The 25,938-nt window shown below is 61.8% G+C and carries 13 protein-coding genes; 8 read left to right on the top strand and 5 right to left on the bottom strand.

The window, feature by feature from the left end; all coding sequences use genetic code 11:
- Positions 1-36: 36 nt before the first annotated feature.
- The 4 genes from AC4LFW_RS08110 to AC4LFW_RS08095 all read left to right on the top strand — a co-directional run bounded on the left by AC4LFW_RS08110 (position 37) and on the right by AC4LFW_RS08095 (position 7,446).
- Positions 37-3,669 carry a translocation/assembly module TamB domain-containing protein gene (locus tag AC4LFW_RS08110; RefSeq protein WP_491820164.1) on the top strand — a complete coding sequence of 1,211 codons (3,633 nt, stop codon included), beginning with the start codon at positions 37-39 and terminating at the stop codon, positions 3,667-3,669.
- Between the two features lie 396 nt (positions 3,670-4,065).
- Positions 4,066-5,418 carry an alanine/glycine:cation symporter family protein gene (locus tag AC4LFW_RS08105; RefSeq protein WP_491818582.1) on the top strand — a complete coding sequence of 451 codons (1,353 nt, stop codon included), beginning with the start codon at positions 4,066-4,068 and terminating at the stop codon, positions 5,416-5,418.
- 47 nt (positions 5,419-5,465) lie between these two features.
- Complete coding sequence (gene tpx, locus AC4LFW_RS08100; RefSeq protein WP_491818581.1) at positions 5,466-5,966, top strand: thiol peroxidase; 501 nt, start codon at positions 5,466-5,468, stop codon at positions 5,964-5,966.
- A gap of 304 nt (positions 5,967-6,270) precedes the next feature.
- Positions 6,271-7,446, top strand: a complete 1,176-nt coding sequence (locus tag AC4LFW_RS08095; protein WP_491820163.1) for an NAD(P)-dependent oxidoreductase — start codon at positions 6,271-6,273, stop codon at positions 7,444-7,446.
- A 205-nt stretch (positions 7,447-7,651) separates the two neighbouring features.
- On the opposite strand, the gene murJ is transcribed toward AC4LFW_RS08095, so the two are convergent.
- The gene (murJ, locus tag AC4LFW_RS08090; RefSeq protein WP_491818580.1) at positions 7,652-9,121 is read right to left on the bottom strand and encodes a murein biosynthesis integral membrane protein MurJ; all 1,470 of its coding nucleotides are present in this window, start codon (positions 9,119-9,121) and stop codon (positions 7,652-7,654) included.
- 282 nt (positions 9,122-9,403) lie between these two features.
- Between murJ and AC4LFW_RS08085 the strand changes: the two genes are divergently transcribed.
- From AC4LFW_RS08085 to AC4LFW_RS08070, 4 genes are all read left to right on the top strand, one after another.
- Entirely contained in the window at positions 9,404-10,672 is a 1,269-nt protein-coding gene (locus tag AC4LFW_RS08085) for an MdtA/MuxA family multidrug efflux RND transporter periplasmic adaptor subunit (protein WP_491818579.1), read from the top strand.
- Positions 10,669-13,749 carry an MdtB/MuxB family multidrug efflux RND transporter permease subunit gene (locus AC4LFW_RS08080; protein WP_491818578.1) on the top strand — a complete coding sequence of 1,027 codons (3,081 nt, stop codon included), beginning with the start codon at positions 10,669-10,671 and terminating at the stop codon, positions 13,747-13,749. Before AC4LFW_RS08085 ends, AC4LFW_RS08080 begins: the two co-directional genes overlap by 4 nt.
- 106 nt (positions 13,750-13,855) lie before the next feature.
- Positions 13,856-16,960 carry an efflux RND transporter permease subunit gene (locus tag AC4LFW_RS08075; RefSeq protein ID WP_491818577.1) on the top strand — a complete coding sequence of 1,035 codons (3,105 nt, stop codon included), beginning with the start codon at positions 13,856-13,858 and terminating at the stop codon, positions 16,958-16,960.
- Positions 16,957-18,432, top strand: coding sequence for an efflux transporter outer membrane subunit (locus tag AC4LFW_RS08070; RefSeq protein WP_491818576.1), 1,476 nt, complete (start codon positions 16,957-16,959; stop codon positions 18,430-18,432). Before AC4LFW_RS08075 ends, AC4LFW_RS08070 begins: the two co-directional genes overlap by 4 nt.
- Positions 18,433-18,549: 117 nt before the next feature.
- Here the strand turns inward: AC4LFW_RS08070 and AC4LFW_RS08065 are convergent, their stop codons facing one another.
- The 4 genes from AC4LFW_RS08065 to mexE all read right to left on the bottom strand — a co-directional run bounded on the left by AC4LFW_RS08065 (position 18,550) and on the right by mexE (position 25,655).
- Entirely contained in the window at positions 18,550-19,542 is a 993-nt protein-coding gene (locus AC4LFW_RS08065; RefSeq protein ID WP_491820161.1) for a TRAP transporter substrate-binding protein, read from the bottom strand.
- 214 nt (positions 19,543-19,756) lie between these two features.
- Complete coding sequence (locus tag AC4LFW_RS08060) at positions 19,757-21,160, bottom strand: efflux transporter outer membrane subunit (RefSeq protein ID WP_491818575.1); 1,404 nt, start codon at positions 21,158-21,160, stop codon at positions 19,757-19,759.
- On the bottom strand, positions 21,157-24,327 hold the full coding sequence (locus tag AC4LFW_RS08055; protein ID WP_491818574.1) for an efflux RND transporter permease subunit: 3,171 nt from the start codon (positions 24,325-24,327) through the stop codon (positions 21,157-21,159). Before AC4LFW_RS08055 ends, AC4LFW_RS08060 begins: the two co-directional genes overlap by 4 nt.
- A gap of 98 nt (positions 24,328-24,425) precedes the next feature.
- Positions 24,426-25,655 (bottom strand): multidrug efflux RND transporter periplasmic adaptor subunit MexE, encoded by a 1,230-nt coding sequence (gene mexE, locus AC4LFW_RS08050; RefSeq protein ID WP_491818573.1) that lies wholly within the window; start codon positions 25,653-25,655, stop codon positions 24,426-24,428.
- Between the last annotated feature and the right edge of the window lie 283 nt (positions 25,656-25,938).

The raw sequence follows: 25,938 nt of genomic DNA, 5'->3' as shown, positions 1-25,938 counted from the left end.
GGCTGGTTGCTGCTGGCTGTATTGGCGCTGGTATTGATGGTGGTGCTGGCGATCGGGCTGGTCCTAGGCACCAATGGCGGAAGCCGTTGGATCTTGAGCAATGTACCTGGGCTTCAGCTCGAGCAATTCACCGGGCGCCTTGCCGGCCGCTGGCAGGCGGATCGTCTGGTATGGGAACAGGGTGGTCGCCGGGTCGAGTTGGCGTCGCCGCAGATGGACTGGTCACCCGGTTGCCTGCTGCGCAGGACACTCTGCATAGAAGAACTGGTTACGGGCGATATCGACCTGACGTTCCCTCCGGCCGCTGAAGAGGAGGACACAGGCGAGCCCTTCAGCCTGCCGGACCTTGATCTGCCGCTCTCGCTTCGTGTCGGTCGCGTCGACATCGGTGCGGTCAATCTCAACGGCGTTCAACAGCTGCAGGGCGCGGAGCTCCGAGCTGATTGGGACGAGCAGGGACTGCTGATCCGGGAGCTGGAGGTTCGCCGGGAAGACGTCCAGCTCAAGCTCTCGGGGCGCATTCAGACCAGAGCCGACTGGCCGCTGATGCTGAATGGTACGGCGGCGATCCGCTCGCCAAACGAGCAGCCCTGGGCGACAAAGTTCGAGGTGGACGGCGAGCTGCGCGAGCACCTGATGATCGATGTTCAAAGCCAGGGCTATCTGAATGCCAAGCTCAGCGGTTGGGTGCGCCCACTGGAACCGGACTTGCCAGCGAACCTGCTACTGGCACTTGAGGATTTCAAGGCGGTACCGACGCTGCCTGACGCCTTGCGTCTGGAGGCGCTGGAGCTGACCGTCAAAGGCAATAAGGAGCAGGGCTATCGCCTGAACGGTGACGGCAATCTGCAAGGCGAGGGCGGTGCGGTTGATCTTGCACTGAACGGCCTGGTCGACACCACCCACGCCGAGATCGAAGCCTTTAGTCTGGATGCGGGCGAGCAGCAGCGGCTCGACCTGAGCGGTGCCGTTAGCTGGCAGGACGGTCTGAATGCTGAGGCTCAACTGGCCTGGCGTGATTTCCCATGGCGCCGCCTCTATCCCGATATCGAGGAACCACCTGTTGCGCTACGTACCCTCGATGCGCAGGTCCAGTATGACGACGGAGATTATCTAGGTAACTTCAATGCAGCGCTGACAGGTCCTTCCGGTGACTTCACGCTGCAGAGCCCGGTCAGCGGCAATCTCGAAGAGGTGCACCTGCCGCAGCTGGAACTGCAAGCAGGACAGGGCAGGGCCCAAGGAAGCCTCAGCGTCGGGTTTGCAAACGGCGTCGATTGGACGACTCGGCTCGATCTGAGCGAGTTCGATCCTGCTTACTGGGTGGCGGAGCTGCCAGGACAGATCGGCGGCACGCTCAGCAGTAGCGGCGCCCTGCGAGCCGAAAATCTGCAAGCCGAAGCCGCCCTCGACCTGAATGGCAGGTTGCGCGAACAACCGCTGAGGCTTGGGCTGCAGGTGAGTGGTGAAAACACCACCTGGCGCCTGCCGATGCTCGATCTGCGTCTGGGCGACAACCGCATCCAGGGCACTGGTCGCTGGGCCGAGACGCTTGAGGCGAGCCTGGCCCTCGATCTCGCGCGCCTGGGCCAGCTTTGGCCAGACCTGAGCGGCAGACTGACGGGTAACCTCGACCTGGCGGGCACGCCGGACGCACCGCAGGGAAAACTGGCGCTCAGTGGCACCGGGGTTGCGTTTCAGGACAATCGAGTCGAGCGCTTGCAACTGGCCGCCGGTCTGTCCGAGGGCGAGCGTGGTCAGCTCAGCCTCGACGCCACGGGCTTGCAGGCGGGAACGACTGAGGTGGGTCAGCTGCAGCTGAGCGCCGAGGGTACGCAGGCGTCCCATCAGGCAAGACTGCAATTGCAAGGTCCGCTGGCTGACCTTGCGCTGGGGCTGACCGGTGGCCTCGAGGGAGGGGACTGGAAGGGGCGGCTTACGCAAGCCGAGCTGGATGCCCAGGGGCAGCAATGGGCACTGCGCGACCCCGCGACGCTGCGGCGCTTGCAAGATGGCAGGATTACCTTTGGCGCCCATTGCTGGGTCTCGGGCCAGGCGTCCCTCTGTGCCGACGATCAGCAACTGCAACCGGATCCACAGTTGCGCTATCGATTGCGAGATTTCCCCCTCCAATCGCTGGCTGCCTATCTGCCGGACAACCTGATCTGGCAGGGCGAAGTAAACGCTGATCTATCCCTGGATTTGCCAGCCTCCGGCCCCAGCGGGACTATCCGTGTCGATGCCGGGGCTGGCACCTTGCGCATGCGTGATGGAGAGCAGTGGCTTGATTTCCCCTATCAGACCTTGTCGCTCAACAGCGGGCTTGCGCCGCAACAGGTCGACAGCCGGCTTCGATTCGAAGGAGGAAACCTGGGTGATCTGGATGTCCGGCTCCAGGTGGACCCCAGCGGCGAGGTCAAGCCGATCTCCGGCAACTTCCAGCTACGCAATTTTGATCTTTCTGTGATCCGGCCGTTTGTTGCTCAGGTCGAGCAACTCGATGGGCAACTGAACGGCAATGGCCAGTTCTCGGGCACGCTGCAGAAGCCGCAAATCAACGGAGAGCTGGAGCTCAGCCAAGGCGAGATCGCGGGTGCTGAGCTGCCAGTGAGCTTCGAACAACTGCAGGTCACCGCCCGCATCGATGGCGAGCGGGTCCGGGTAGACGGTGGCTGGCGCAGCGGCGAGCAGGGGCAGGGACAGATCGCCGGCACGCTTGACTGGAGTGAGGCGCTGGATCTCGATATGCGAATCAGCGGCAGCCAGTTGCCGGTAGTCGTTGAGCCCTATGCCGAGCTTGAAATCGCACCGGATCTGCGGATTCGCTTGGCTGGCGAGCAACTGGCGGTGAGCGGCAAGCTGCAAGTGCCGCGGGGCGAGATAACTGTTCGGGAACTGCCTCCTTCCACGGTAAAGGTGTCGGAGGATGCGGTTATCGTCGGTACCGAAGCGGAAGAAACAAAACCGCCGTTGGCGATTGGCATGGATGTCGATGTGGAGGTCGGTCAGGACCGGCTACGCTTCTCCGGCTTCGGTCTCACTGCCGACCTCGCCGGCTATCTGCACATTGGCGACGACTTCGATGCGCGCGGTGAGCTCAGCCTCAATAAGGGGCGGTACCGCGCCTATGGCCAGCGTCTGACGATCCGCCGTGCCCGGTTGTTGTTCACCGGTGTCTTGTCCCAGCCATACCTGGACATCGAAGCGATACGTCGGATCGATGACGAAAATGTCGTCGCCGGCCTTCGCATCACTGGCAGCGCCGAGCAGCCGCGAGTCGATGTATTCGCCGAGCCGGCCATGAGCCAGGAGCAGGCATTGTCTTATCTGGTGCTGGGTCGCCCGCTGGGCGCGGAAACCGGTGACAGCAATCTGTTGGCCCAGGCCGCGCTTGGCCTGGGCCTGGCCGGTAGTGCTTCGATCACGGGCAATGTCGCACAGCGTTTGGGCATCGAAGATTTTCAGCTGGATACCGAAGGCAGTGGCGCCGATACCAGCGTGGTGGCGAGTGGAAAACTTACCGACCGGCTCACATTGCGTTATGGCGTCGGGGTGTTCGAGCCTGCCAACACGGTCGCGTTGCGCTACCAGCTGACCAAGCGGATATTTCTCGAAGCGGCCAGCGGGCTAGCCAGTTCCCTGGATATTTTCTACAGACGTGATTTCTGACTGAAAACAAACGCTGCGGATCGACTGGCGTTGGCGCAGCGCTAGGCTACGCTCAAAGGCTTCCGTATGCGGCAACCTGGCTTCGGTTCACAGGCTGACCAATCGGTCGCCGACTTGCTTCGTTCCTGCTCTGCAGATCCCGCACAAAGGGTGTGGCGCCAAGGGCCAAAGGTGGTGGTAGGATCGCTCGGTCGCTCCTTGCATGGCGGCTGATGCAGGGCTCTAGCACGAGTCTTGCAAGTTGTCGGTAGTGCCCCGGACATTGAAGTCGGGGCGTTACCGGGTCGTTTGGGCAGGCAGTTGGGAATGGGGCGTTCATCGCTGCCGTTCCAGCGCCCGTACTGGCTCGGCCCGCTCGGGCAAGGATGTCTAACATAATCAATAAGGGTGCCTTGAATGGAATTCCTGCAAAACCTGGTCAATAGCGTCAATGGTCTCGTCTGGGGACCGCCCATGCTGGTGCTGATCCTCGGTACCGGTCTTTTCCTCATGGTCATGCTCAAGTTCATGCCGCTGGTGCGTATTGGAACCGGCTTTGCGCTGATCTGGCGCGGTCGCACCAAAGGCGACGAGGACACGGGCGAAATCAGTCCGTTTCAGGCATTGATGACCTGTCTGGCTGCGACGGTAGGTACCGGTAACATCGCTGGTGTTGCCACAGCGATCTTCCTGGGTGGTCCTGGTGCGCTGTTCTGGATGTGGTGCACAGCGCTGGTGGGGATGGCGACCAAGTACTGCGAAGTGGTGCTGGCCGTGCATTACCGCGAGAAGGATGACCGCGGCGAGCATGTGGGTGGCCCGATGTACGCGATCAAGAACGGGCTGGGCAAGCGCTGGTTATGGCTCGGTGGCGCTTTCGCGATCTTTGGCGGTCTGGCCGGTTTCGGGATCGGCAACATGGTCCAGGTGAACAGTATGGCCCTGGCTCTGGAAGCCACCTTTTCGGTTCCGCTGTGGGTAACCGGCCTGGTCACCATGTTGTTTGTGGGTCTGGTGATCCTTGGCGGGATCAAGCGTATCGGTGCGGTGGCAGCGGCGCTGGTTCCCTTTATGTGCGTCGCCTACATCATTGCCGGTATCGTGGTGCTGGTGGTACATGCCGCTGAGATTCCCGCAGCGTTCGACCTGATATTCACCCATGCCTTCTCGCCGATCGCGGCCACGGGCGGCTTTGCCGGCGCGGCGGTCATGGCAGCCATTCGTTTCGGGGTTGCGCGCGGCATCTTTTCCAACGAAGCAGGGCTCGGTACGGCAGGCATTGCACAGGCGGCCGGCACTACCAAAAGCTCGGTGCGTTCAGGTCTGATCGGCATGATGGGCACCTTTATCGACACCATCATCATCTGCTCCATTACCGGCCTGGCGATCATCTGTTCCGGCGTCTGGACGGGCGGCGAAAGCGGGGCGGCTCTGTCGGCTGCTGCGTTCGAGTCAGCCATGCCTGGCGTTGGCGCTGCGCTGCTGACCATTGCATTGGTGGTGTTCGCGTTCACCACCATTCTTGGCTGGAGCTATTTCGGCGAAAAATGCTGGGAGTTCCTGGTTGGCACCAAGGCTATCTGGCCGTTCCGCGTGATCTGGGTCATCGCCGTGCCGTTTGGTGCCATCGCTCAGCTTGATTTCGCCTGGCTGCTTGCAGATACCCTGAACGGCCTGATGGCGATTCCCAACCTGGTTGCGCTGCTGCTGTTGAGCCCTGTGGTGGTGAAGCTGACCAAGGAATACTTCGCCCGCAACCGCGCTGTCTGATAACCCGGGCCGCGAGCACTCGCGGCCCACGACTGAGAGGAGTTCACATGACGGAAGTAACCCTGAAGGGCAACCCGATCCAGGTAGCAGGCGATTTCCCGCAGGCCGGCCAGAAGGCCAAGCCGTTCAGCCTGGTGGGTGGCGATCTGTCGGATGTCACGCTTGGCAGCTTCGCCGGGAAGCGCAAGGTTCTGAACATATTTCCGAGCATCGACACCCCCACTTGCGCCACCTCGGTGCGCAAGTTCAATGCTCAGGCCAATGATCTGGCTAACACCGTAGTGCTCTGCATCTCTGCTGACCTGCCGTTCGCCCAGAAACGCTTCTGTGGTGCCGAAGGGCTGGAAAACGTAGTGAACCTGTCCACCATGCGAGGTCGTGATTTCCTGGAGGACTATGGCGTGCTGATTGCCAGCGGTCCGCTTGCTGGGGTGTCTGCCCGTGCCGTAGTGGTTCTGGACGAACAGGATCAGGTCCTGCATAGCGAGCTGGTAGCGGAGATCGGCAGCGAACCAGACTATGAAGCAGCATTGGGCGCGCTCAAGTAGATAATCGATAGGAGGCGGTGCAACGCCGCCTCTTCGTCAGCCAATTGCTGACGGCAAAAACACGACCTTTCAGACTCCGCTCTTTGCCAATCCCAATTGGCTGAAACTTGTCACTCCCCTTAGCTTGCCGATAAAGGTTGTTTCTTTCCCAGGGCAGCTTTTCCCCGCGATGGCGTTAGGCCAGATTTTTTTGCTTTCTGAAAAATCTTTTCCAGGCGCTGCGGTCCTAGCCTTCAATGCCCACTGAATGGATTCGCTTATGTCCCTTTCGCCTCTTAAAAAGATCGGTGTTTCCGGCACGGGAATGATTGCGCACTGTCTCATCCGGCTGATCGAGCAACACTACCGGGACATGGAAATTTCCCGGGTCCTGACACGGCGGCCGTTGAACTCGTTCAGTGACTTTCCGCTGCCGGAACGGCTCACCAATTCCATTGATCAGCTGATCGACACTGCCGACATCATCATCGAATGCAGCGGCGATGTGTTTCACGGCACCGAAGTCATCGAGAGAGCGTTCGAAGCTGGATTACCTGTGGTTACGGTCAATGCCGAACTCCAGGTAACGACAGGCTCCTATCTGGCAGGAAAGGGTTTTCTCACCGAAGCGGAAGGCGATCAGCCAGGCTCTCTGGCGGCCTTGCATGAGGAAGCCCTGATGATGGGCTTCAAGCCGTTGGTATACGGCAACATGAAGGGGTATCTGAACCATGATCCGTCGCCTGAAGACATGGCGTACTGGTCCAAGCGGCAAGGTATCAGCATTGACCAGACCACCTCGTTCACGGATGGCACCAAGGTGCAGATCGAACAGGTCATCGTCGGTAATGGTCTCGGCGCGACCATCACGCGGCAGGGCCTGGAAGGGTTGGCCTCCACCAACCTCAACGAGACCGGCAATCTACTCGGCATGATGGCCGAGCGCCTCGGTCGCCCCTTGGTTGACTATGTGATTCCGTCGGGTTATCCGGCCGGCGGTGTATTTCTGGTCTGTCGTCACGACGACAACCAGCGCGCCGCCATCGAATACTTCAAGCTTGGCCCCGGCCCCTATTACACCCTGGTCCGACCGTTTCACCTGTGCTCGCTCGAAGTGGGCAAGACGGTGCGTCGCGTGCTGCAAGGGGGCGGCGTGTTGCTCAACAACTCCACATCTCCAACCTTGGGTGTCGGGGCGATCGCCAAACGGGCGATGCGTCCCGGTGAGCTCATCGAGCGGGGAATCGGCGGTTTCCAGTTTCGGGGCGAGGCGCTCAAGCTCGACAAACACCCGGATCACGTACCCATCGGACTGCTGCGCAAGACGGCATTGAAGCGGGCCGTCGAGCCAGGCCAGCTGATCACCTTCGAAGACATCGATATCCTTCCCAGCCGGGCGCTGGATATCGTCATCCAGCAGCGCGCCGAGCGGCTAGCGGCAACAACGAGGGAAAAAGGGCCAGAAAGCGGGGCAGTCGACATGCTTGCCCTTGGGACCTAGCGCGATCTGGTGTAGCGGTGCCAGCTCCACAATAAACCCCGCCAGCCCTGCGGGGTTTCTCGTTTCCTGCCAATGCGTTGCAACAGTTGGGTCATCCAAAGGAAGGCCGGCGCGCCTCTGGTATGGCCAGTGGCCGCGCGCTCTCCTTGTGAAACCACGCTTGCCTGGCCGGGCCATGCAGTTGCAGGCGCCGAGACCAGGCCAGTCAGGCTTTCTTCATCGACCAATAGGCAGGGCGGAACAGGTCGCGCTCGCCCAACACCAGGACGCCTGCGGCGAACGCACCCAGAACCAGCGCGATATACAGGCACAGCTGGACCAGGCCGTGCGGTGCCGGTAGCCAATTTGTCGCCACGGCAACAAGGGCGCCGGTCACACCCCAGCGCAGCAGCACGCCGGGAGCCAGGCCGTTGGGTGAGGCTCGGTAGACATACAAGCCCATGAACAGTGCCTGCAGCATTGCCCCACTGGAGAACGCGAACGCCAGCCCTTCGGCACCGTACTGCCGGTAGAGCAGCGCGTCGAGACCGATGGTCATGGTCGAGCTGATCAGCGTGATGATCAGGAACAGTCGCGATTGATGCTGGGCAAGCAGGGTGCGCCCCCAGAGCAACGCCAGCCCCATCGCGGGCAGGCCAAGGGCATAAAGCACGACCAGGGAAGCCGTGGCCTCGGTCTGTGCCACGCCGAACTGGCCTCTTTCGAGCAATACCGAGACTACAGGCTCAGGATACGAGCAGAGCACCACGGTCGCAGGCACCAGGAACAGCAAGGTCGCGAGCAGACCCTTGCGTACCAGGGCTGCATGGCCGCTGTGGTCGTCCTCGCTCCAACTGGAGACGAAGCGGGGGAACAGCACGGCCAGCACGGACAGGGCATAGAGGGTCAACGGGATGGTGACGATGCGGAACGAAAACGACAGCATGGTGATGCTGCCTTCATCCAGATAGGAAGCGAAGATCCGTTCGGCCAGGATGCATCCCTGCTGCGCGCCGGCAGCCAGGAGAACCGGGGCGAATGCCAGGCCGAAACCGCCACCGTGCCCTTCGGCCTCTACGGGTTGGAGCTCACCCCGCAGGTAGGCGATGCGCCGATGCTGGATGACGATCAATGCCAGCTGTGGCAGTAGCATGCCGATGAAAATGACCATGCCGGTGGGCTGGAACAGCAGGATGCCGATGATCGCGCCTGCGTTCAGCAGAACAGTACGAGTCATGGGCAATATGAACACTTCATCCATGTTGAGCAGCGCGCCCTGGCAATACAGGACCGCTTGCACCGCAACCAGGGCGGCGCCAACACAAAAGACGATCTGCCCGGCGGCGACCTGGCTGTCCGACCAGCCCGGCGCAAGCAGATTGAGGAACCAGTAGCTTCCCACGATTGCGATGGCGCTGACCGCGGCGCCCGCGAGCATCACCCGCCAGTAGAGCCAGCGGCCAACGGTTTCGAAAAGCGCCTGCGACTGACTGCGCAACCTCTGCAGGTAAGGGATCATGGCGTCGCGCAATGCGAGGCCAAGGAAGTTCTCGAAGAACATCGGCAAGATCAGCGCGACGAAGATGAGGTCCGCTTCCCAGCTCAGGCCGAAGGCCTTGGCGATAAACAGGTCGCGTAGGAAACCGAGAAGAAAACTGGCGACAGTCAACGCCAGGATGACCAGTGATGCATTCATTCCGTGATCCTGTACAGGCGCGGTAAAGCTGGCCTGAATAAAGCGGCGTCGCGCATCGGTGTGGAGTCGATCGCCTGGAACAGTCCATGAGTTCATCCGCCAGTGGGCTGGCGAACGTTACATAGACTGAAAGGCTTTAGCATGGTTCCTGCTGGCGAAACACGGTTTGCCGGTCCGTGATCGGCGCCGACAAGCGCGGATACGTAAAAATGCCGTAAATCCGCTTTGCGAGCGAGGCGCGACTGCTTATGGTTCACGCTCTTTTCCAGGCGAACACAGTTCATGTCCGAGGCAAACACTTCTTCTGGCGGTTCCGTACGGCGCTGGCTGTTAATCGGTATGGCAGTCACCGCGACTGCTGTGCTGCTCTGGTGGCTGTGGCCAACCGCAGCCGAGAATCCGCAAGCTCAGAAGCCGGGCGGTGGCCGTCCCGGATTCGGGGCGTTCAGCGGACCAACACCCGTGCGCGTCGCAACGGTCGAGCAGGGGCGATTCGAGGTCTACAGCAAGGCTCTCGGCACCGTTACGCCGCTCAGTACGGTGAACGTCCGCAGCCGGGTCGCGGGCGAGCTGGTCGAGGTTCGTTTCGAAGAGGGGCAGCGGGTCAAGGCGGGCGACCTGCTTGCGGTGATCGATCCGCGTCCTTACGAAGTCGCCTTGCAGCAGGCCGAAGGGACGTTGCAACAGAATCGTGCCCTGCTGCAGAACGCTCAGGTTGATCTGGACCGTTATCGCGGACTGTTCGCCGATGACAGTATTGCCAAGCAAACACTCGATACTCAGCAGGCCCTGGTCAATCAATACAAGGGCACCCTGGCGGCCAACCAGGCGGCCGTCAACGAAGCCAAGCTGAACCTGCAATTCACCCAGATTCGCGCCCCAATCGATGGTCGAGCAGGCTTACGCCAACTGGACAAGGGCAATCTGGTTGCAGCCAACGACACCACGCCGCTGGTAGTCATCACCCAGACCCAGCCCATGGCGATTACCTTCACCCTGCCTGAGGGTGAGTTGCCGCCGGTCATCTCGCGGTTCCGTAAGGGTGATGAACTGACTGTCCAAGCCTGGGACCGGGGCGAGCGGATGCTTTTCGGCGAAGGCGTGCTGCAGAGCCTCGATAACCAGATCGATGCCACCACTGGCACCCTCAAGCTCAAGGCACGGTTCGACAACGAGGAGGAGCTGCTGCTGCCCAACCAGTTCGTCAACGTTCGCTTGCGCGTAGAAACGCTGGACGATGCGGTGCTGATCCCGGCGGCGGCGCTGCAATTCGGTTCGAAAGGCAATTTCGCCTATGTCGTTGGTGACGATTCGAAGGTTGAGCTGCGTACCCTCGAGGTCGGACCGAGCAACGGTGAAATGACAGTTATCACCAACGGCCTGAAGGCCGGCGAACGAATCGTGATGGAGGGCACCGACCGACTGCGTGACGGCGCGCAGGTCGAGGTGGTGGACCGTAAGCAGCTGGCTGAGAAAGCCGCCGAGAGCCCGACGGTAGAGACGCAGCAGCGTCCTGAGCGGGCTGTCGGTTCGGAGCGCCCGGCGCGATGAACATCTCGCGGCTGTTCATCCTGCGTCCGGTGGCGACCACGCTGACCATGATCGCGATTCTGATCGCGGGTCTGATCGCCTATCGCATGTTGCCCGTGGCCGCGTTGCCCCAGGTCGATTACCCGACCATCCGTGTGATGACGCTGTATCCGGGCGCCAGTCCGGAAGTGATGACCAGTGCCGTGACGGCGCCGCTCGAACGGCAGTTCGGACAGATGCCGGGTCTGACACAGATGTCCTCGACCAGCTCTGGAGGCGCCTCGGTTATAACCCTGCGCTTCTCGCTGGACGTCGAGCTGGATGTTGCCGAACAGGAGGTCCAGGCCGCTATCAACGCCGGGAGCAATCTGCTGCCGGATGATCTGCCCGCGCCTCCGGTGTACAACAAGGTCAATCCGGCCGACACCCCGGTCATGACGCTTGCCATCACCTCGGAAAGCCTGGCGCTGCCGGAGCTGCATGATCTGGTCGATACGCGGATGGCGCAGAAGCTCGCACAGATCAGCGGTGTCGGCATGGTCAGCATTGCCGGTGGTCAACGTCCTGCCGTACGTATCCGAGTGAACCCCGAGGCGCTGGCGTCTTATGGATTGTCGCTCGCCGATGTCCGCACGCTGGTGACCAGTTCCAACGTCAACCAGCCCAAGGGTAACTTTGACGGTCCGACACGAGTCTCGATGCTCGACGCCAATGACCAGCTGAAGACTCCAGAAGAATATGCCGAGCTGATCCTGACCTATCAGGATGGCGCTGCGCTGCGGCTCAAGGATGTCGCCGACATTATCGATGGTGCTGAGAACGAACGCCTTGCTGCCTGGGCCAACCAGAGTCAGGCCGTACTCCTGAATATCCAGCGTCAGCCTGGCGCCAATGTGATCGAGGTGGTCGAGCGGATAAAGGCGTTGCTGCCCGAAGTCACCGCAAGCATGCCGGCTGGCCTCGACGTCGTGGTGCTGACCGATCGCACCCAGACAATCCGCGCTGCCGTGACCGACGTGCAGCACGAGCTGATGCTCGCCACGGTTCTGGTGGTGCTGGTCACGTTCATCTTTCTAAAGAAGATGTCTGCCACCATCATTCCGTCGATCGCGGTTCCGCTTTCCCTGGTGGGCACCTTTGCGGTGATGTATCTCGCCGGTTTCTCGCTCAATAACCTCACGCTGATGGCGCTGACCATCGCCACCGGTTTCGTGGTCGACGACGCGATCGTCATGCTCGAGAACATCGCACGTCACGTGGAGGAAGGCGAGACGCCGCTGCAGGCTGCATTGAAAGGCGCCAGGCAGATCGGCTTTACCCTCATTTCGCTGACCCTGTCGCTGATTGCGGTATTGATTCCACTTCTGTTCATGCAGGACGTGGTGGGGCGCCTGTTCCGCGAGTTCGCCATCACCCTGGCGGTCGCGATCCTGATTTCCCTGGTGGTCTCGTTGACGCTGACCCCGATGATGTGCGCCAAGCTGCTCAAACCCGCAGCGGTTGAAAAGGCCAAGCCAGACTGGGTCGAGCGCCTTATCGGCGGCTATTCCCGGTGGCTGACCTGGGTGCTGGGCCATCAGACCCTGACGCTGCTGGTTGCCGTGGGCACGCTGGGTCTGACGGTGGTGCTGTATCTGGCGGTGCCGAAGGGCTTCTTTCCGGTGCAGGACACCGGCGTGATTCAAGGCATCAGCGAGGCACCGCAGTCGATTTCATTTCGCGCCATGAGCGAGCGCCAGCAGTCCCTGTCACGCGTGATCCTGGCGGATCCTGCGGTGGCCAGTCTGTCGTCCTATATCGGTGTCGACGGCGACAACGTAACGCTCAATAGCGGGCGGATGCTGATCAACCTAAAGCCCCATGCCGAGCGTGATTTCACGGCCAGCCAGGTGATCGATCGCCTGCGTCCCGAGCTGGCAAAACTGCCGGGCATCGAGCTGTACATGCAGCCGGTGCAGGACCTGTCCATCGAAGATAGGGTCAGCCGTACACAGTTCCAGTTCAGCCTGGAGTCCCCCGACGGCGAGTTGCTGGAGGAGTGGACGCCGCGGCTGGTGGCGGCGCTGCGTGAGCGACCGGAGCTGACCGATGTAGCAAGCGACCTGCAAAGCGATGGCCTGCAGATCTTCCTGGATATCGACCGGGATGCAGCGGCACGCCTGGGGATACAGATCTCGGCGATTACCGACGCGCTGTACGATGCATTTGGCCAACGTCAGATTTCCACAATCTTCACCCAGGCCAGCCAGTATCGCGTGGTACTCGAAGCAGAGGCAGGCAACCGCCTTGGCGCCCAGGCGTTGGATCAGCTGTTCGTGCAGAGCGAAGGAGGCACCCCGGTCAGGCTGTCGAGCCTGGCGACTCTGCAACAGCGGAACGCGCCCTTGTTGATCAACCATATCGGCCAGTTTCCAGCGGTTACCCTGTCATTCAACCTGGCGGACGGGGTCTCGCTGGGCAAAGCGGTAGAGGTCATAGAGGGCGTCGAGGCGGAAATCGGCATGCCAGCGGGAATCCAGAGCCGGTTCCAGGGTGCGGCTGAAGCCTTCCGTGCGTCGTTGTCGAGCACGTTGCTGCTGATTCTGGCCGCGGTGGTGACCATGTACATCGTGCTTGGTGTGCTCTATGAGAGCTACATCCACCCGATCACTATTCTGTCGACCCTGCCTTCGGCCGCAGTAGGCGCCTTGCTGGCGTTGCTGCTGACCGGCAACGACCTGGGGCTGATCGCGATCATTGGCATCATCCTGCTCATCGGCATCGTCAAGAAAAACGCCATCATGATGATCGACTTCGCGCTGGAGGCCGAGCGCCATCAGGGCATGAGTCCCCAGGACGCGATCTACCGCGCCGCCTTGCTGCGTTTCCGACCCATCCTGATGACCACGCTGGCTGCACTGTTCGGTGCGGTGCCGTTGATGCTGGCTTCAGGCTCCGGCGCCGAGCTCCGCCAGCCGCTGGGTCTGGTGCTGGTGGGCGGCTTGCTGCTCAGCCAGCTGCTGACCCTATTCACCACGCCGGTGATCTATCTGTTTTTTGATCGGTTGGGCCAGCGATTCGCTCGCCGGAACAAGGCAGGGCAGGAGGCGAACGCATGATCGCTTCGAAAGCAGGCTGGAGGCTTAAGGCTGAACGAAAGGTCCAAAGCCAGCACCGGAGGTGCCATCGTCCAGCCTTCAGCCTCCAGCCTCCAGCGGCACGGACATGAACCTTTCCGCCCCCTTCATCGCGCGCCCGGTCGCGACCATGCTGCTGAGCCTGGCGATTCTATTGCTGGGCGGGGTCAGCTTCGGCCTGTTGCCGGTGTCGCCTCTGCCGAACATGGATTTCCCGGTTATCACGGTGCAGGCTAGCCTGCCTGGCGCAAGCCCTGAAATCATGGCGTCGAGCGTGGCGACGCCACTGGAACGGTCACTCGGCAGCATCGCCGGGGTCAGCCAGATGAGCAGCCGCAGCAGCCAGGGTTCGACGCGGATCATCATTCAATTCGACCTGGACCGGGATATCAACGGTGCCGCACGTGACGTTCAGGCTGCGATCAACGCGTCACGCAATCTGTTACCGAGCGGCATGCGCAGCATGCCCAGCTACCGTAAGGTCAACCCGGCCCAGGCGCCGATCATGGTGCTGTCGCTGACTTCCGATGTGCTCGACAAAGGCCAGCTCTACGACGTCGGGTCCACCATCCTGGCGCAAAAGCTGTCGCAGGTACCGGGCGTGGGGGAAGTACAGGTTGGCGGCAGTTCGCTGCCGGCGGTCCGCGTCCAGCTTCAGCCGCAACAGCTGGAACAGTACGGGGTGTCCCTCGACGAGGTGCGCCAGACCATTGCGTCCGCGAATGTTCGCCGCCCAAAGGGCATGGTTGAAGACGAGGATCGCCACTGGCAGGTTCAGGCCAGCGATCAGCTGCATGAAGCTGCCGATTATCTGCCCCTGGTCATCCGTTACCAGGATGGTGCCGTATTGCGCCTGAGCGATGTGGCAGAGGTCACCGATGGCGTGGAAGACCGCTACAACGACGGCTTTTTCAACAACGAAAGCGCCGTGCTGCTGGTCATCAACCGGCAGGCCGGCGCCAATATCATCGAAACCATCGAAGGCATTCGTAACGAGCTGCCCGCGCTGCAGGCCATCGTGCCGGGCAGCGTTAACGTTGCTGTCGCCATGGACCGGTCACCCGTCATCCGCGCGACCCTGCACGAGGCTGAACGCACCCTGCTGATCGCGGTGGGACTGGTGGTGTTGCTGGTGTTCCTGTTCCTGGGACGCCTGCGCAGCGCGCTGATCCCGGCCCTGGCCGTGCCGGTCTCGCTGGTGGGTACCTTTGCCGTGATGTACCTGTTCGGCTTCTCGCTCAACGTGCTGTCGCTGATGGCCCTGATTCTTGCGGCAGGGCTGGTGGTGGACGACGCCATCGTGGTGCTGGAGAACATTGCCAGGCATATCGATGACGGCGTGCCGCCCATGCGAGCCGCCTATGTCGGTACCCGTGAGGTGGGCTTTACGCTGCTGTCGATGAACCTTTCCCTGGTGGTTGTTTTCGTCTCGATCCTGTTCATGGGTGGCATCGTCGAACGGCTGTTCCGTGAGTTCTCCATCACCCTGGCCGCAGCGATCATGGTCTCGTTGCTGGTTTCGCTGACCCTGACGCCAATGCTCTGTGCGCGTTGGCTCAAACCGCATCAGCCAGAGCAGGATGGCCGACTGCACCGCTGGAGCCACGATGCGCACCAGTGGTTGCTGCGCTACTACGACCGCTCGCTCGGCTGGGCGCTGCGTCACCGTCGCATTACCTTGCTGACGCTGCTGGCCACCATCGCACTGAACGTCGTGCTCTACATTCAGGTGCCGAAGACCTTCCTGCCACAGCAGGATACCGGCCAGCTGACCGGGTTCATCCGAGGCGACGACGGCCTGTCGTTTCAGGTCATGCAGCCGAAGATGGAGGCCTACCGCAAGGCGGTGCTGGCCGATCCGGCTGTCGAAAGCGTGGCAGGTTTCATCGGGGGGCAGGGCGGCATCAACAACGCCTTCATGATTGTCCGGCTCAAGCCGCTGGACGAGCGCAATATCTCCTCGCAAAAAGTCATCGAGCGTATCCGCAAAAACCTGCCGCAGGTGCCGGGTGGCCGACTGTTCCTGATGGCTGACCAGGATCTGCAGTTCGGCGGCGGTCGCCAGAGCAGTTCGGCGTATTCGTACAATCTGCTCGCTGGTGATCTGGACGACCTGCGAACCTGGCTGCCGCGGGTTACCCAGGCGCTGATGGAGCTGCCGGAGCTGACCAGCATCGACGCCAACGAAGGCGAGGGCGCACAGCAGATCACCCTCAAGGTCGACCGGGACGCGGCCAAGCGGCTCGGTATCGATATGAGCACAGTCACCACCCTGCTCAACAACGCGTTCAGCCAGCGGCAGATCTCCACCATTTACGAGTCGCTGAACCAGTACCAGGTGGTCATGGAGATCGATCCGGCTTACGCGCAAAGCCCCGAGGTGCTGGAACAGATCAATGTGATCACCAGCGATGGTCGCCGGGTTCCGCTAGCTGCGTTCGCGCGCTATGAGCGCAGCCTCGAGGAAGATCGCGTCAGTCATGACGGCCAATTTGCAGCGGAAAACATCGACTTCGACCTGGCGCCGGGCGTGAGCCTGGAAGAAGCAACCCTGGCCATCGAGCGGGCAGTTGCGGCGATCGGCTTGCCCAGTGAAGTTCAGGGGCGTCTTGGCGGCACCGGTGACGTGTTCCAGTCGACCCAGGCCGGCCAGCCGTTCATGATCCTCGGCGCGTTGGTGCTGGTCTACATCGTGCTTGGCGTGCTGTACGAGAGCTACATTCACCCGCTGACCATCCTTTCGACCTTGCCATCGGCAGGTGTGGGGGCGCTGCTGGCGATCATCCTGATGCGAGAGCAGTTCAGTCTGATCTCGCTGCTCGGACTGTTCCTGCTGATCGGGGTGGTGAAGAAAAACGCGATCCTGATGATCGACCTGGCGTTGCAGTTCGAGCGCAACGATCGGCTGTCGCCTGCCGAATCGATTCGTCGAGCCTGCCTGCTGCGCTTCCGGCCCATCCTGATGACCACAATGGCCGCGATTCTCGGTGCATTGCCCTTGCTGATGGGCGGCGCCGAAGGTGCGGAAATGCGTCAGCCGCTGGGCCTGACCATCATTGGTGGCCTGATGCTCAGCCAGATCCTGACGCTCTACACCACGCCGGTGGTCTACCTGTATCTGGACCGCGCGCGCCATCGTTTCAACAGCTGGCGCGGTGTGCGCACCGACGCTGCACTGGAAAATCCGCTATGAGTTCGTTGTCTCTGAAACACGCCTTACGCCCGCTCACTGTTTTCGTCATGACGGTATCCCTTGGGGCCTGCACGCTCGGGCCTGACTACGAGCGCCCGGACCTGCCAATGGCTGCCGAGTTCAAGCAGGCCGAAGGGTGGAAGGTCGCCAACCCCGCCGATGTGCTGGAGCGGGGGGATTGGTGGGCGCTTTATGGCGATGCCGAGTTGAACCAACTGGTCGGACGCCTGAACGTGTCCAACCAGAATCTGGCGGCCGCCGAAGCGCAGTACCGTAGTGCCCGGGCATTGGTCCGGGGGGCTCGCTCGCAGTTGTTCCCCTCGGTCGGCGGCAGCGGCGGCGTCACACGCGCAGGACAGGGCAGTTCCACCAGCACGACTACTCAAAGCGGGTCCAGCAGTAGCGGTGTCAGCGAGAGCTACAGCGTCGGCATCGACGCGTCCTGGGAGCTGGACATATGGGGTCGTCTGCGGCGGAATCTGGAAGCCAACCGGGCCAGCATGCAGGCCAGCGCGGCTGACGTTGCAGCGGTACGCTTGAGCCTGCAATCAGAACTAGTCCAGACCTACCTGCAGCTGCGGATAATCGATGAGCAGCAGCGGTTGTTGAATCAGTCGGTCGAAGCCTTCGCTCGCTCGCTGCGCCTGACGGAAAACCAGTACCGGGCGGGCATCGTTCCGAAATCCGACGTAACCCAGGCGCTGACCCAACTCAGGAGCACCGAAGCCCAGGCCATAGATCTGCAATGGCAACGCGCGCAGCTGGAACACGCCATTGCGGTGCTGGTTGGCGTGCCGCCGTCGGAATTGAACATTGCCGAGCGTGATGCCATTCCGGAGCTGCCGGCCGTACCCTTGGCGTTGCCTTCGCAATTGCTGGAACGTCGTCCGGATGTGGCTTCCGCCGAGCGGCAGGTGATCGCCGCGAATGCGCAGATTGGCGTAGCGGAAGCCGCGTGGTACCCGGACCTGACCCTCTCGGCGAGCGGTGGATATCGAAATACCAGTTTCAACGACCTGATCAGCCTGCCGAACCGCTTCTGGTCACTGGGCCCGCAACTGGCGGTAACACTGCTCGACTTCGGCGCCCGTCGTGCCGATCTCGAAATAGCAGAAGCCAACTACGACCAGACGGTGGCCAACTATCGGCAGACCGTGCTCGACAGCTTCCGCGAAGTCGAAGACAACCTGGTGCAGCTGCGGGTGCTTGCCGCCGAGGCGGTGATTCAACGACAGGCGCTGGAAGCCGCACAGGAGTCGCTGCGCCTGATCGAGAACCAGTATCGCGCCGGGATGATCGACTACCTGAACGTCGCCACGGTACAGACCAGCGCATTGAACAACGAGCGTACCTATCTGACTCTGCTGGGCGATCAACTTGCGGCCAGCGTTCAGCTCATCGCAGCATTAGGCGGCGGTTGGGAGGAGTCGCAGCTGAACTTGGAGCCCATACTCGCGGCTCCGGAGCGCTGAAGCAGGGCCGGCTCCGTGGGTTACCTGCTGCGCATGGAAGCGGCGGAAGAAGCGTCTGCGCGGAGCTGCAGGAGGGACAACCGCGGCATCGCCGCCGCGGTTTGGTAAAGCGGAGGTTCAGTTGCGCTGCTTGCGGTTGACCGTCTGCGCTGCCTTGATGATGTCGGCCCCGATCACTGGCTCGAACTCCTGCCAAACCGGACGCATGGCTTCACGCCATGCTTGGCGTTGTTCCGGGGTCAGCTCGATGATTTCGGACGTGCCCGCTTTGCGGATGCGCTCCAGATCAGCCTGATTGGCTTGCTCGGCGGCTCGGTTAACTTCGAAGGTGACTTCGTCGATGATGCTTTCCAGCTCGGTACGAATCCGGTGCGGGATACCAAACCAGAAGCTCGAATTGCTCACCAGCATATAGTCCAGCACGCCATGGTTCGTTTCGGTGATGAAGGGCTGAACCGTATGCATCTTCTTGCTGTAGAGATTCGACCAGGTATTTTCCGTGCCTTGCACCGTGCCGTTCTGCAAGGCGCTGAAGGTGTCTGCGAAGGCGATCTTCCTGGTTGACGCGCCAACCTGTGCGAACTGAGACTCCAATACCCCGGACGGTTGGATGCGGAAGGCGAGGCCTGTCGCATCGCTCGGCGTTTTCAAAGTTTTGGTCGCCGACAGTTGCTTCATACCGTTGTGCCAGTACGCCAGGCCGGTGATGCCCTGCTTTTCCATCGACAGCAATAGCTGGCGGCCCTTGGCGCGCTTCTGAAATCTGTCTACGGAGGCCAGGTCGTCGAAGAGAAACGGTAAGTCGAATACCTGTAGCTGTTTGGTGTATTGCTCGAACTTCGCGAGCGATGGTGCCAATAGCTGTACTTCGTTCCTGGCTAGAGCCTCCAGTTCGTTGGCATCGCCGAACAGGGTGGAATTGGGATAGACCTCGACGCTGACCTGGCCGGGCAGTCGTTCTTCGACCAGCTTCTTGAATAGAAGGGCGCCCTTGCCTTTGGGCGTGTCCTCAGCGACGACGTGGGAGAACTTGATGACGACCGGTTCAGCTTCGACCGCGGTCGCGGTCAACGCCAGCAGCAGGCTGGCGAGGGTGATGATCGGCTTGATCATGAAAAGGCTCTTTGTTTTTGGTGGGTTGGCATGACATCCGAACGGATGCGATTGAGCTTTCAATGAAGCGTTATGCCAAATAAGCCACACCGTAAAAAGGGCTTTCTCTCAGATTTCACAAATGAGGTAGAGGGAGTTGCAGCAGGTCACACTTTCGCTGCTGCTCGGGACGGCGCTGCGCCGCCAGCCAGCAGCGCAGAGCCATCGGGGATCAGCCGCTGGCCAGCTGCCAGCCACCTCCGAGTGCCTTGTAAAGGCCTACGACTCCGCGATAGACCTCGACTTCGGCCTGCGCCTGCGCATCCTCCGCTGCTAGGCGTTCACGCTCGGCATCCAGCAGCACAAGGAAGTCCACCGTGCCCTCTCGGTAACGGATCGCTGCTTGCTCCGCCGCCGCACGGCTGGCGCCGGACTGACGCAACAGGGCGAGTAGCCGCTCCTGAGCTCTCGCATAGTCGCTGAAGGCGTTCTCCGATTCCTCCAGGGCCAGCAGAACCTGCTGCTCGTAGCTGGCCAACGCACCCTCGGCGTCCGCCTCTGCGCCACGCAATCTGGCGCGGACGCTGCCCATGTCGAACGCGGCCCAGGTAATGCTCGGCGCGACGCCCCAGGCCTGAGCCTCGCTCGAACCGATCTGCGAACCGCGCCCCGCAATAAACCCCAGGAAGCCGCTCAGGCTTACCCGCGGAAACAGATCAGCCGTCGCTACGCCCACGCTGGCGGTCGCCGCTGCCAGCTGCCGTTCAGCCGCGAGAATGTCCGGTCGGCGACGTAGCAGCTCGGTGGGATCGCCAATCGGCAGCGCCTTGGCGATGGCCGGCAACTCACGCGGCGTGAGGTCGACGCTAAGCCTATCCGCGCGCTGACCGAGCAGGGTTGCGATGCGATTGGTCGCTCGGGTTTGCTGCGCCTGCAGTTGCGGCAAGCTGGCCTCGGTTGCCGCCAGCCGCGCATCGGCGCGCAGCACATCGAGCTCGCTCCCTACGCCAGCGTCGCGTAACTGCTCGGTCAGCCGATGTGAGTTGCGCTGGTTTTCGAGATCCTCCCTCGCGATGCGTTCACGCAACTGCGCGCCGCGCAGCTGGCCGTAGGCATCGACCAGTTCGGCAATCAGGCTGACCTGTAGCTGGTACAGCTCCGCTTCTGCAGCTTCACTCTGCGCCTCGCTGGCTTCGATACGCCGCTGCACCCGGCCGAACAGATCGAGTTCCCAGGCCATGTCCAGCCCAAGATCGTAACGCTCGATGCTGCTGCGCTCCTCGCCGAAGCCAGGTTGCTGAGCCTCGCCATATTCGGCGCTGGCCCCCGCGGTTACGGTAGGGAAGCGATCATTGGACGCGTCATCGCGAATCGAACGAGCGGCGCGGAGCCGGGCGAAGGCGATGCGCAGTTCGCGGTTCTCGGCCAGCGCTCCAGCCACCAGAGCGTCGAGCGTCGGATCGTCGAACTGGCGCCACCAGGCTGCCTGAAAATGTGATTGATCGAAGCCAGCCGCCGCTGCACGTTCAATCTGCGCGGGCTCGACCTCCGGCGCGCGGTAATCCGGCCCCACGGCGCAGGCACTCAAGGTGAGAACAGCCGCAAGCAGTAACGGAGTGGAAATGACAGCCTTCATGCGTGCGCCTCCTCGAGTACCGCTTTCTTCGCCTCGCGCCGTTCGACGTAGGCGCGTATGACCAGGTAGAACACCGGCGTCAGCAGCAGACCGAAGAAGGTCACCCCGAGCATGCCGCTGAACACCGCGACGCCCATGGCATGACGCATCTCCGCACCCGCGCCGGAGGAGAGCACCAACGGCACCACACCCATGATGAACGCAAAGCTGGTCATCAGAATCGGGCGCAGCCGCAGACGGCAGGCCTCGAGCACAGCGGATAGACGATCCATGCCTTCTTCCTGTTTGTCCTTGGCGAACTCGACGATCAGGATCGCGTTCTTGCACGCCAGGCCAACGAGCACGATCAGGCCGATCTGGGTAAACACGTTGTTGTCGCCGCCAGAGAGGATCACCCCGGTAATGGCCGACAGCAGCGTCATCGGTACGATCAGAATCACCGCCAGTGGCAGGCTCCAGCTTTCGTACTGCGCCGCCAAGACCAGGAAGGCCAGCAGCACGCAAAGCGGGAAGACGAACATCGCGGTGTTACCCGCCAGGATCTGCTGATAGGTCAGCTCGGTCCATTCGAAGCTCATGCCGTTCGGTAGCTCGGCTTGCAGCAGCCGTTCCATCGCCGCTTCGGCCTGACCGGAGCTGTAGCCGGCGGCGGCCGCACCGTTGATTTCAGCGGTCAGGAAGCCGTTGTAGTGCATCACGCGATCCGGGCCGGAACTGTCACTGACCTTGACGAAGGTTGAGAGCGGCACCATCTCGCCACGGTTGTTGCGCACCTTCAGCTGACCGATCTGGTCGGGCGTCAGGCGAAACTTCTGCTCGGCCTGGACGTTGACCTGGTAGGTGCGGCCAAAGCGGTTGAAGTCGTTGGCATATAGCGAGCCAAGGTAGACCTGCATGGTGTCGAAGATCTGATCGATAGCCACGCCGTGGGTCTTGGCTTTTTCCCGGTCGATATCGGCATCGATCTGCGGGACGTTCACCTGATAGCTGGTGAACAGCCCGGCCAGTTCGGGATAGTCGGCGCTCTTGGCGATGACGTTCTGCACCTGCTTGTAGAGCTCCTCGTAGCCGAGGTTGCCGCGGTCCTGAACCTGCACGCGGAAGCCGCCAATGGTGCCCAGCCCCTGTACCGGCGGCGGCGGGAAGATCGCCAGGTAGGCTTCCTGAATACCGGAGAACTGGCCGTTGAGCTCCCCGGCGATGGCCCCGGCGGACATGTTTTCGTCCTTGCGCTCGCCAAAGTCTTTCAGGGCAACAAAGACGATGCCGCTGTTCGGGCTGTTGGTGAAGCCATTGATCGAGAGACCCGGGAAGGCGATGGTGTTCTCCACGCCGGGATGCTTTCCGGCAATCGCAGACATCTGCTTGATGACGTCCTCAGTACGATCCAGCGTGGCGGCATCCGGCAGTTGCGCGAAGGCCACCAGGTACTGCTTGTCCTGCGGCGGCACGAAGCCGGTCGGAGTACTGGCGAACCCCAGGTATCCGAGTCCGACCAGGCCGACATACACCACAAGCGCAATGCCGCTGCCGCGCAGGATGCGTTTAACCGCACCGACGTAGCCGTGACTCGCACGCTCGAATACGCGGTTGAACGGCGCGAACAGCCAGCCGCCGAACAATTTGTCCAGCAGCCGCGAGAAACCGTCTTTTGGTGCGTCATGGCTGCGCAGCAATGCGGCCGCTAGCGCCGGTGACAGCGTCAGGGAGTTGAACGCAGAAATCACCGTCGAAATGGCAATGGTCAGGGCGAACTGCTGGTAGAACTGCCCGGTGAGGCCGGAAATAAACGCGGTCGGGATGAAAACAGCGCAAAGCACTAGCGCCGTCGCGATGATCGGCCCCGTCACTTCCTTCATCGCCTGCTTGGTGGCTTCGACGGGGGACTTGCCGAGGCCAATATTCCGCTCGACGTTCTCCACCACCACGATGGCGTCATCCACCACGATGCCTATCGCCAACACCAGGCCAAACAGCGACAGCGCGTTGAGCGAGAAGCCGAGCATGTGCATCACCGCGAACGTACCGATCAGCGACACCGGCACGGCGGCCAGCGGGATGATCGAGGCGCGCCAGGTCTGCAGAAACAGGATCACCACCAGCACCACCAGCACGATGGCCTCGAGCAGGGTGTGAACCACCGCTTCTATGGAGCCGCGCACGAAGATGGTCGGGTCGTAGACGATTTCGTAGTCCACGCCTTCCGGGAAATCCTTCTTCAGTTCGGCCATGCGTGCACGCACCGAGTCGGAGATTTCAATCGCGTTCGAGCCAGGGCGCTGAAAGACCGGAATGGCGACAGCGGGCTGGTTGTTAAGCAAGGAGCGCAGCGCGTACTGGCTGGAACCCAGTTCGATACGTGCGATGTCTCGCAGGCGGGTGATCGAGCCGTCTTCGCCGGCGCGGATGATGATGTTCTCGAACTCCTCCTCGCTAACCAGTCGGCCTTGGGTGTTGATTGATAACTGGAAGTCCGTCGCGCCCGGTGCGGGTGGTGCACCCAGCGAACCCGCCGCCACCTGGCGGTTCTGCTCGCGGATCGCATTGACCACGTCAGTTGCGGTGAGGTTGCGCGAGGCCACCTTGTTTGGATCGAGCCAGACGCGAAGCGAATAATCGCCCATGCCGAACAGCTGTACGTCACCGATCCCGTCCAGTCGCGCCAGTTCGTCCTTGACGTTCAGCGCTGCATAGTTGGACAGGTAGAGCATGTCGTAGCGCTCGTCCGGCGAGGTCAGGTGCACCACCATCGTCAGGTCTGGCGAGGCCTTGTCCACCGTCACGCCCAGGCGCTGCACTTCGGTCGGCAGCGTTGGCTGGGTGCGTGTGACGCGGTTCTGCACCTGCACCTGGGCATTGTCCAGATCGGTGCCCAGCGCGAAGGTGATGGTCAGGGTCAGCTTGCCGTCGGCGGTCGCCTGGGACGACATGTAGAGCATGCCTTCGACGCCGGTAATGGCCTGCTCCAAGGGCGAGGCGACGGTTTCGCCGATCACTTTGGGGTTAGCACCCGGGAAGCTGGCGCGGACCACCACCGTCGGCGGCACCACCTCGGGATATTCGCTGATCGGCAGCTGGAATAGCGAGATGGCACCGCCGATCAGGATGATCAGCGACAGCACCGCGGCGAAGATTGGCCGTTGGATGAAGAACTGAGAGAAATTCATGACGCACTCCGGGGGAGAGGGTGCGCATGACGCACCCTGGCGGAATCGGTTGTTATGGGGGTGGCGCCTCGGCGCCGGTCAGCTGGACGTGTCGGTCATCAACTGCTCGGTCGGCGCGCCAGGGTGCGGTCGACGACCTGCGGATTCATCGCGGCGGAAATGGCACGGCTCTGTTCTTGTAGCGCGGCAAGGGTATCGGCATCCGCCATCGGGACATCCTGTGGCTGTACCGCATTACCCGGCCGAACGCGCTGGAGGCCGTTCACCACGATGGTTTCGCCTTCCTTCAGACCACTACGCACGATGCGCAGGCCCTCCAGCTTCGGACCCAGTTCGATAGCGCGATAGTTGACGGTGTCGTCCTCCCCGAGGACCAGGACGAACTTCTTGCCCAGATCGGTTCCGACCGCGACATCCTTGATCAGGACGGCGTCATAGGTGGCACTGCCGACCAGCTTCAGCCGCGCATAAAGCCCGGGGGTGAAACGCCCGTCGCGGTTGTCGAACACGGCGCGGCCGCGAATGGTGCCGGTGCGGGGATCGACCTGATTGTCCATGAAGTCCATGTGCCCCAGATGCGGGTGACCTTCTTCGCTGGATAGCCCGAGGTACACAGGCGTCTCCTCGCCACGCTCACCGTCACGGGCCAGCTCGCGGTATTTCAGGTAGGTGCGTTCATCTGCCTCGAAGTAGGCATAGACCTTGTCGGTCGAGACCAGCGTCGTCAGCAAGGCTTCGCCAGCATTGACCAGGTTGCCCGCGGTGATCAGCGCACGACCTACGCGGCCATCGATGGGGGCGGTGACCCGGGTGAAACCAAGATCAAGCTTCGCTGCGTCGAGCTGAGCCTGGATGGCGGCGACGGCGGACTTCGCTTCGCTGGCGGCGCTGGCTCGCGCGTCAGCCAGTTCGGCTGAAATCGCATTGTTGGCGCGTAGGCGCTCACCGCGCTCGGCTTCGCTTGCGGTCCGGCGCTGGGTGGCGCGCGCTTGTTGCAGCTCGGCCTGCAACCGTTTGACCTGGGCTTCGAACGGGCGCGGGTCGATCTGGAACAGCAAGTCGCCTTTCTTCACCAGCGAGCCTTCCGCGAACGCGACCTTGTCGATGAAACCCGACACGCGTGGACGAATCTCGACCGATTCCGGCGCCTCCAGGCGGCCGGTGAGTTCGTCCCATTCAGTGACCTGCTGTTCGATGACCTCGGCAACACTGACGGCGGGTGCCGGCATGGCTGCTTCGGTCGCTTCTGGCGCTTTTCCGCATGCGCCAACCAGAGCTGCGGCAACCGCAACCAATGGGTAACGCAAGGCTTTGAGTGAACGTTCCATGCTTGACTCCGCAACTCGGCTTTTTATCGATGGCGGAAGTGTGTGGGCTGGTCCCTTCAGGCAGAAATCGAACGAGGCGAATGTAGATATCATTGACGGTGATGGTTGGCCATCGAACATCAGGCCCATGCGATATCGGTCGGGTGGAAACGACCCCCGGATCGTTCCTCCAATCGAGGGCTATCCCGGCTGGTAAAAGGAGCCGCTGGGGCAGGGCACTTGAATGACGAGGCAGGGTGCGTGGGACGGTATACGCGTGGAAAAGGCTGCGCCGTTTTTCACC

Source organism: Stutzerimonas sp. C6.4V, from assembly GCF_058536345.1.
This window is presented reverse-complemented; position numbering and strand designations above follow the sequence as displayed.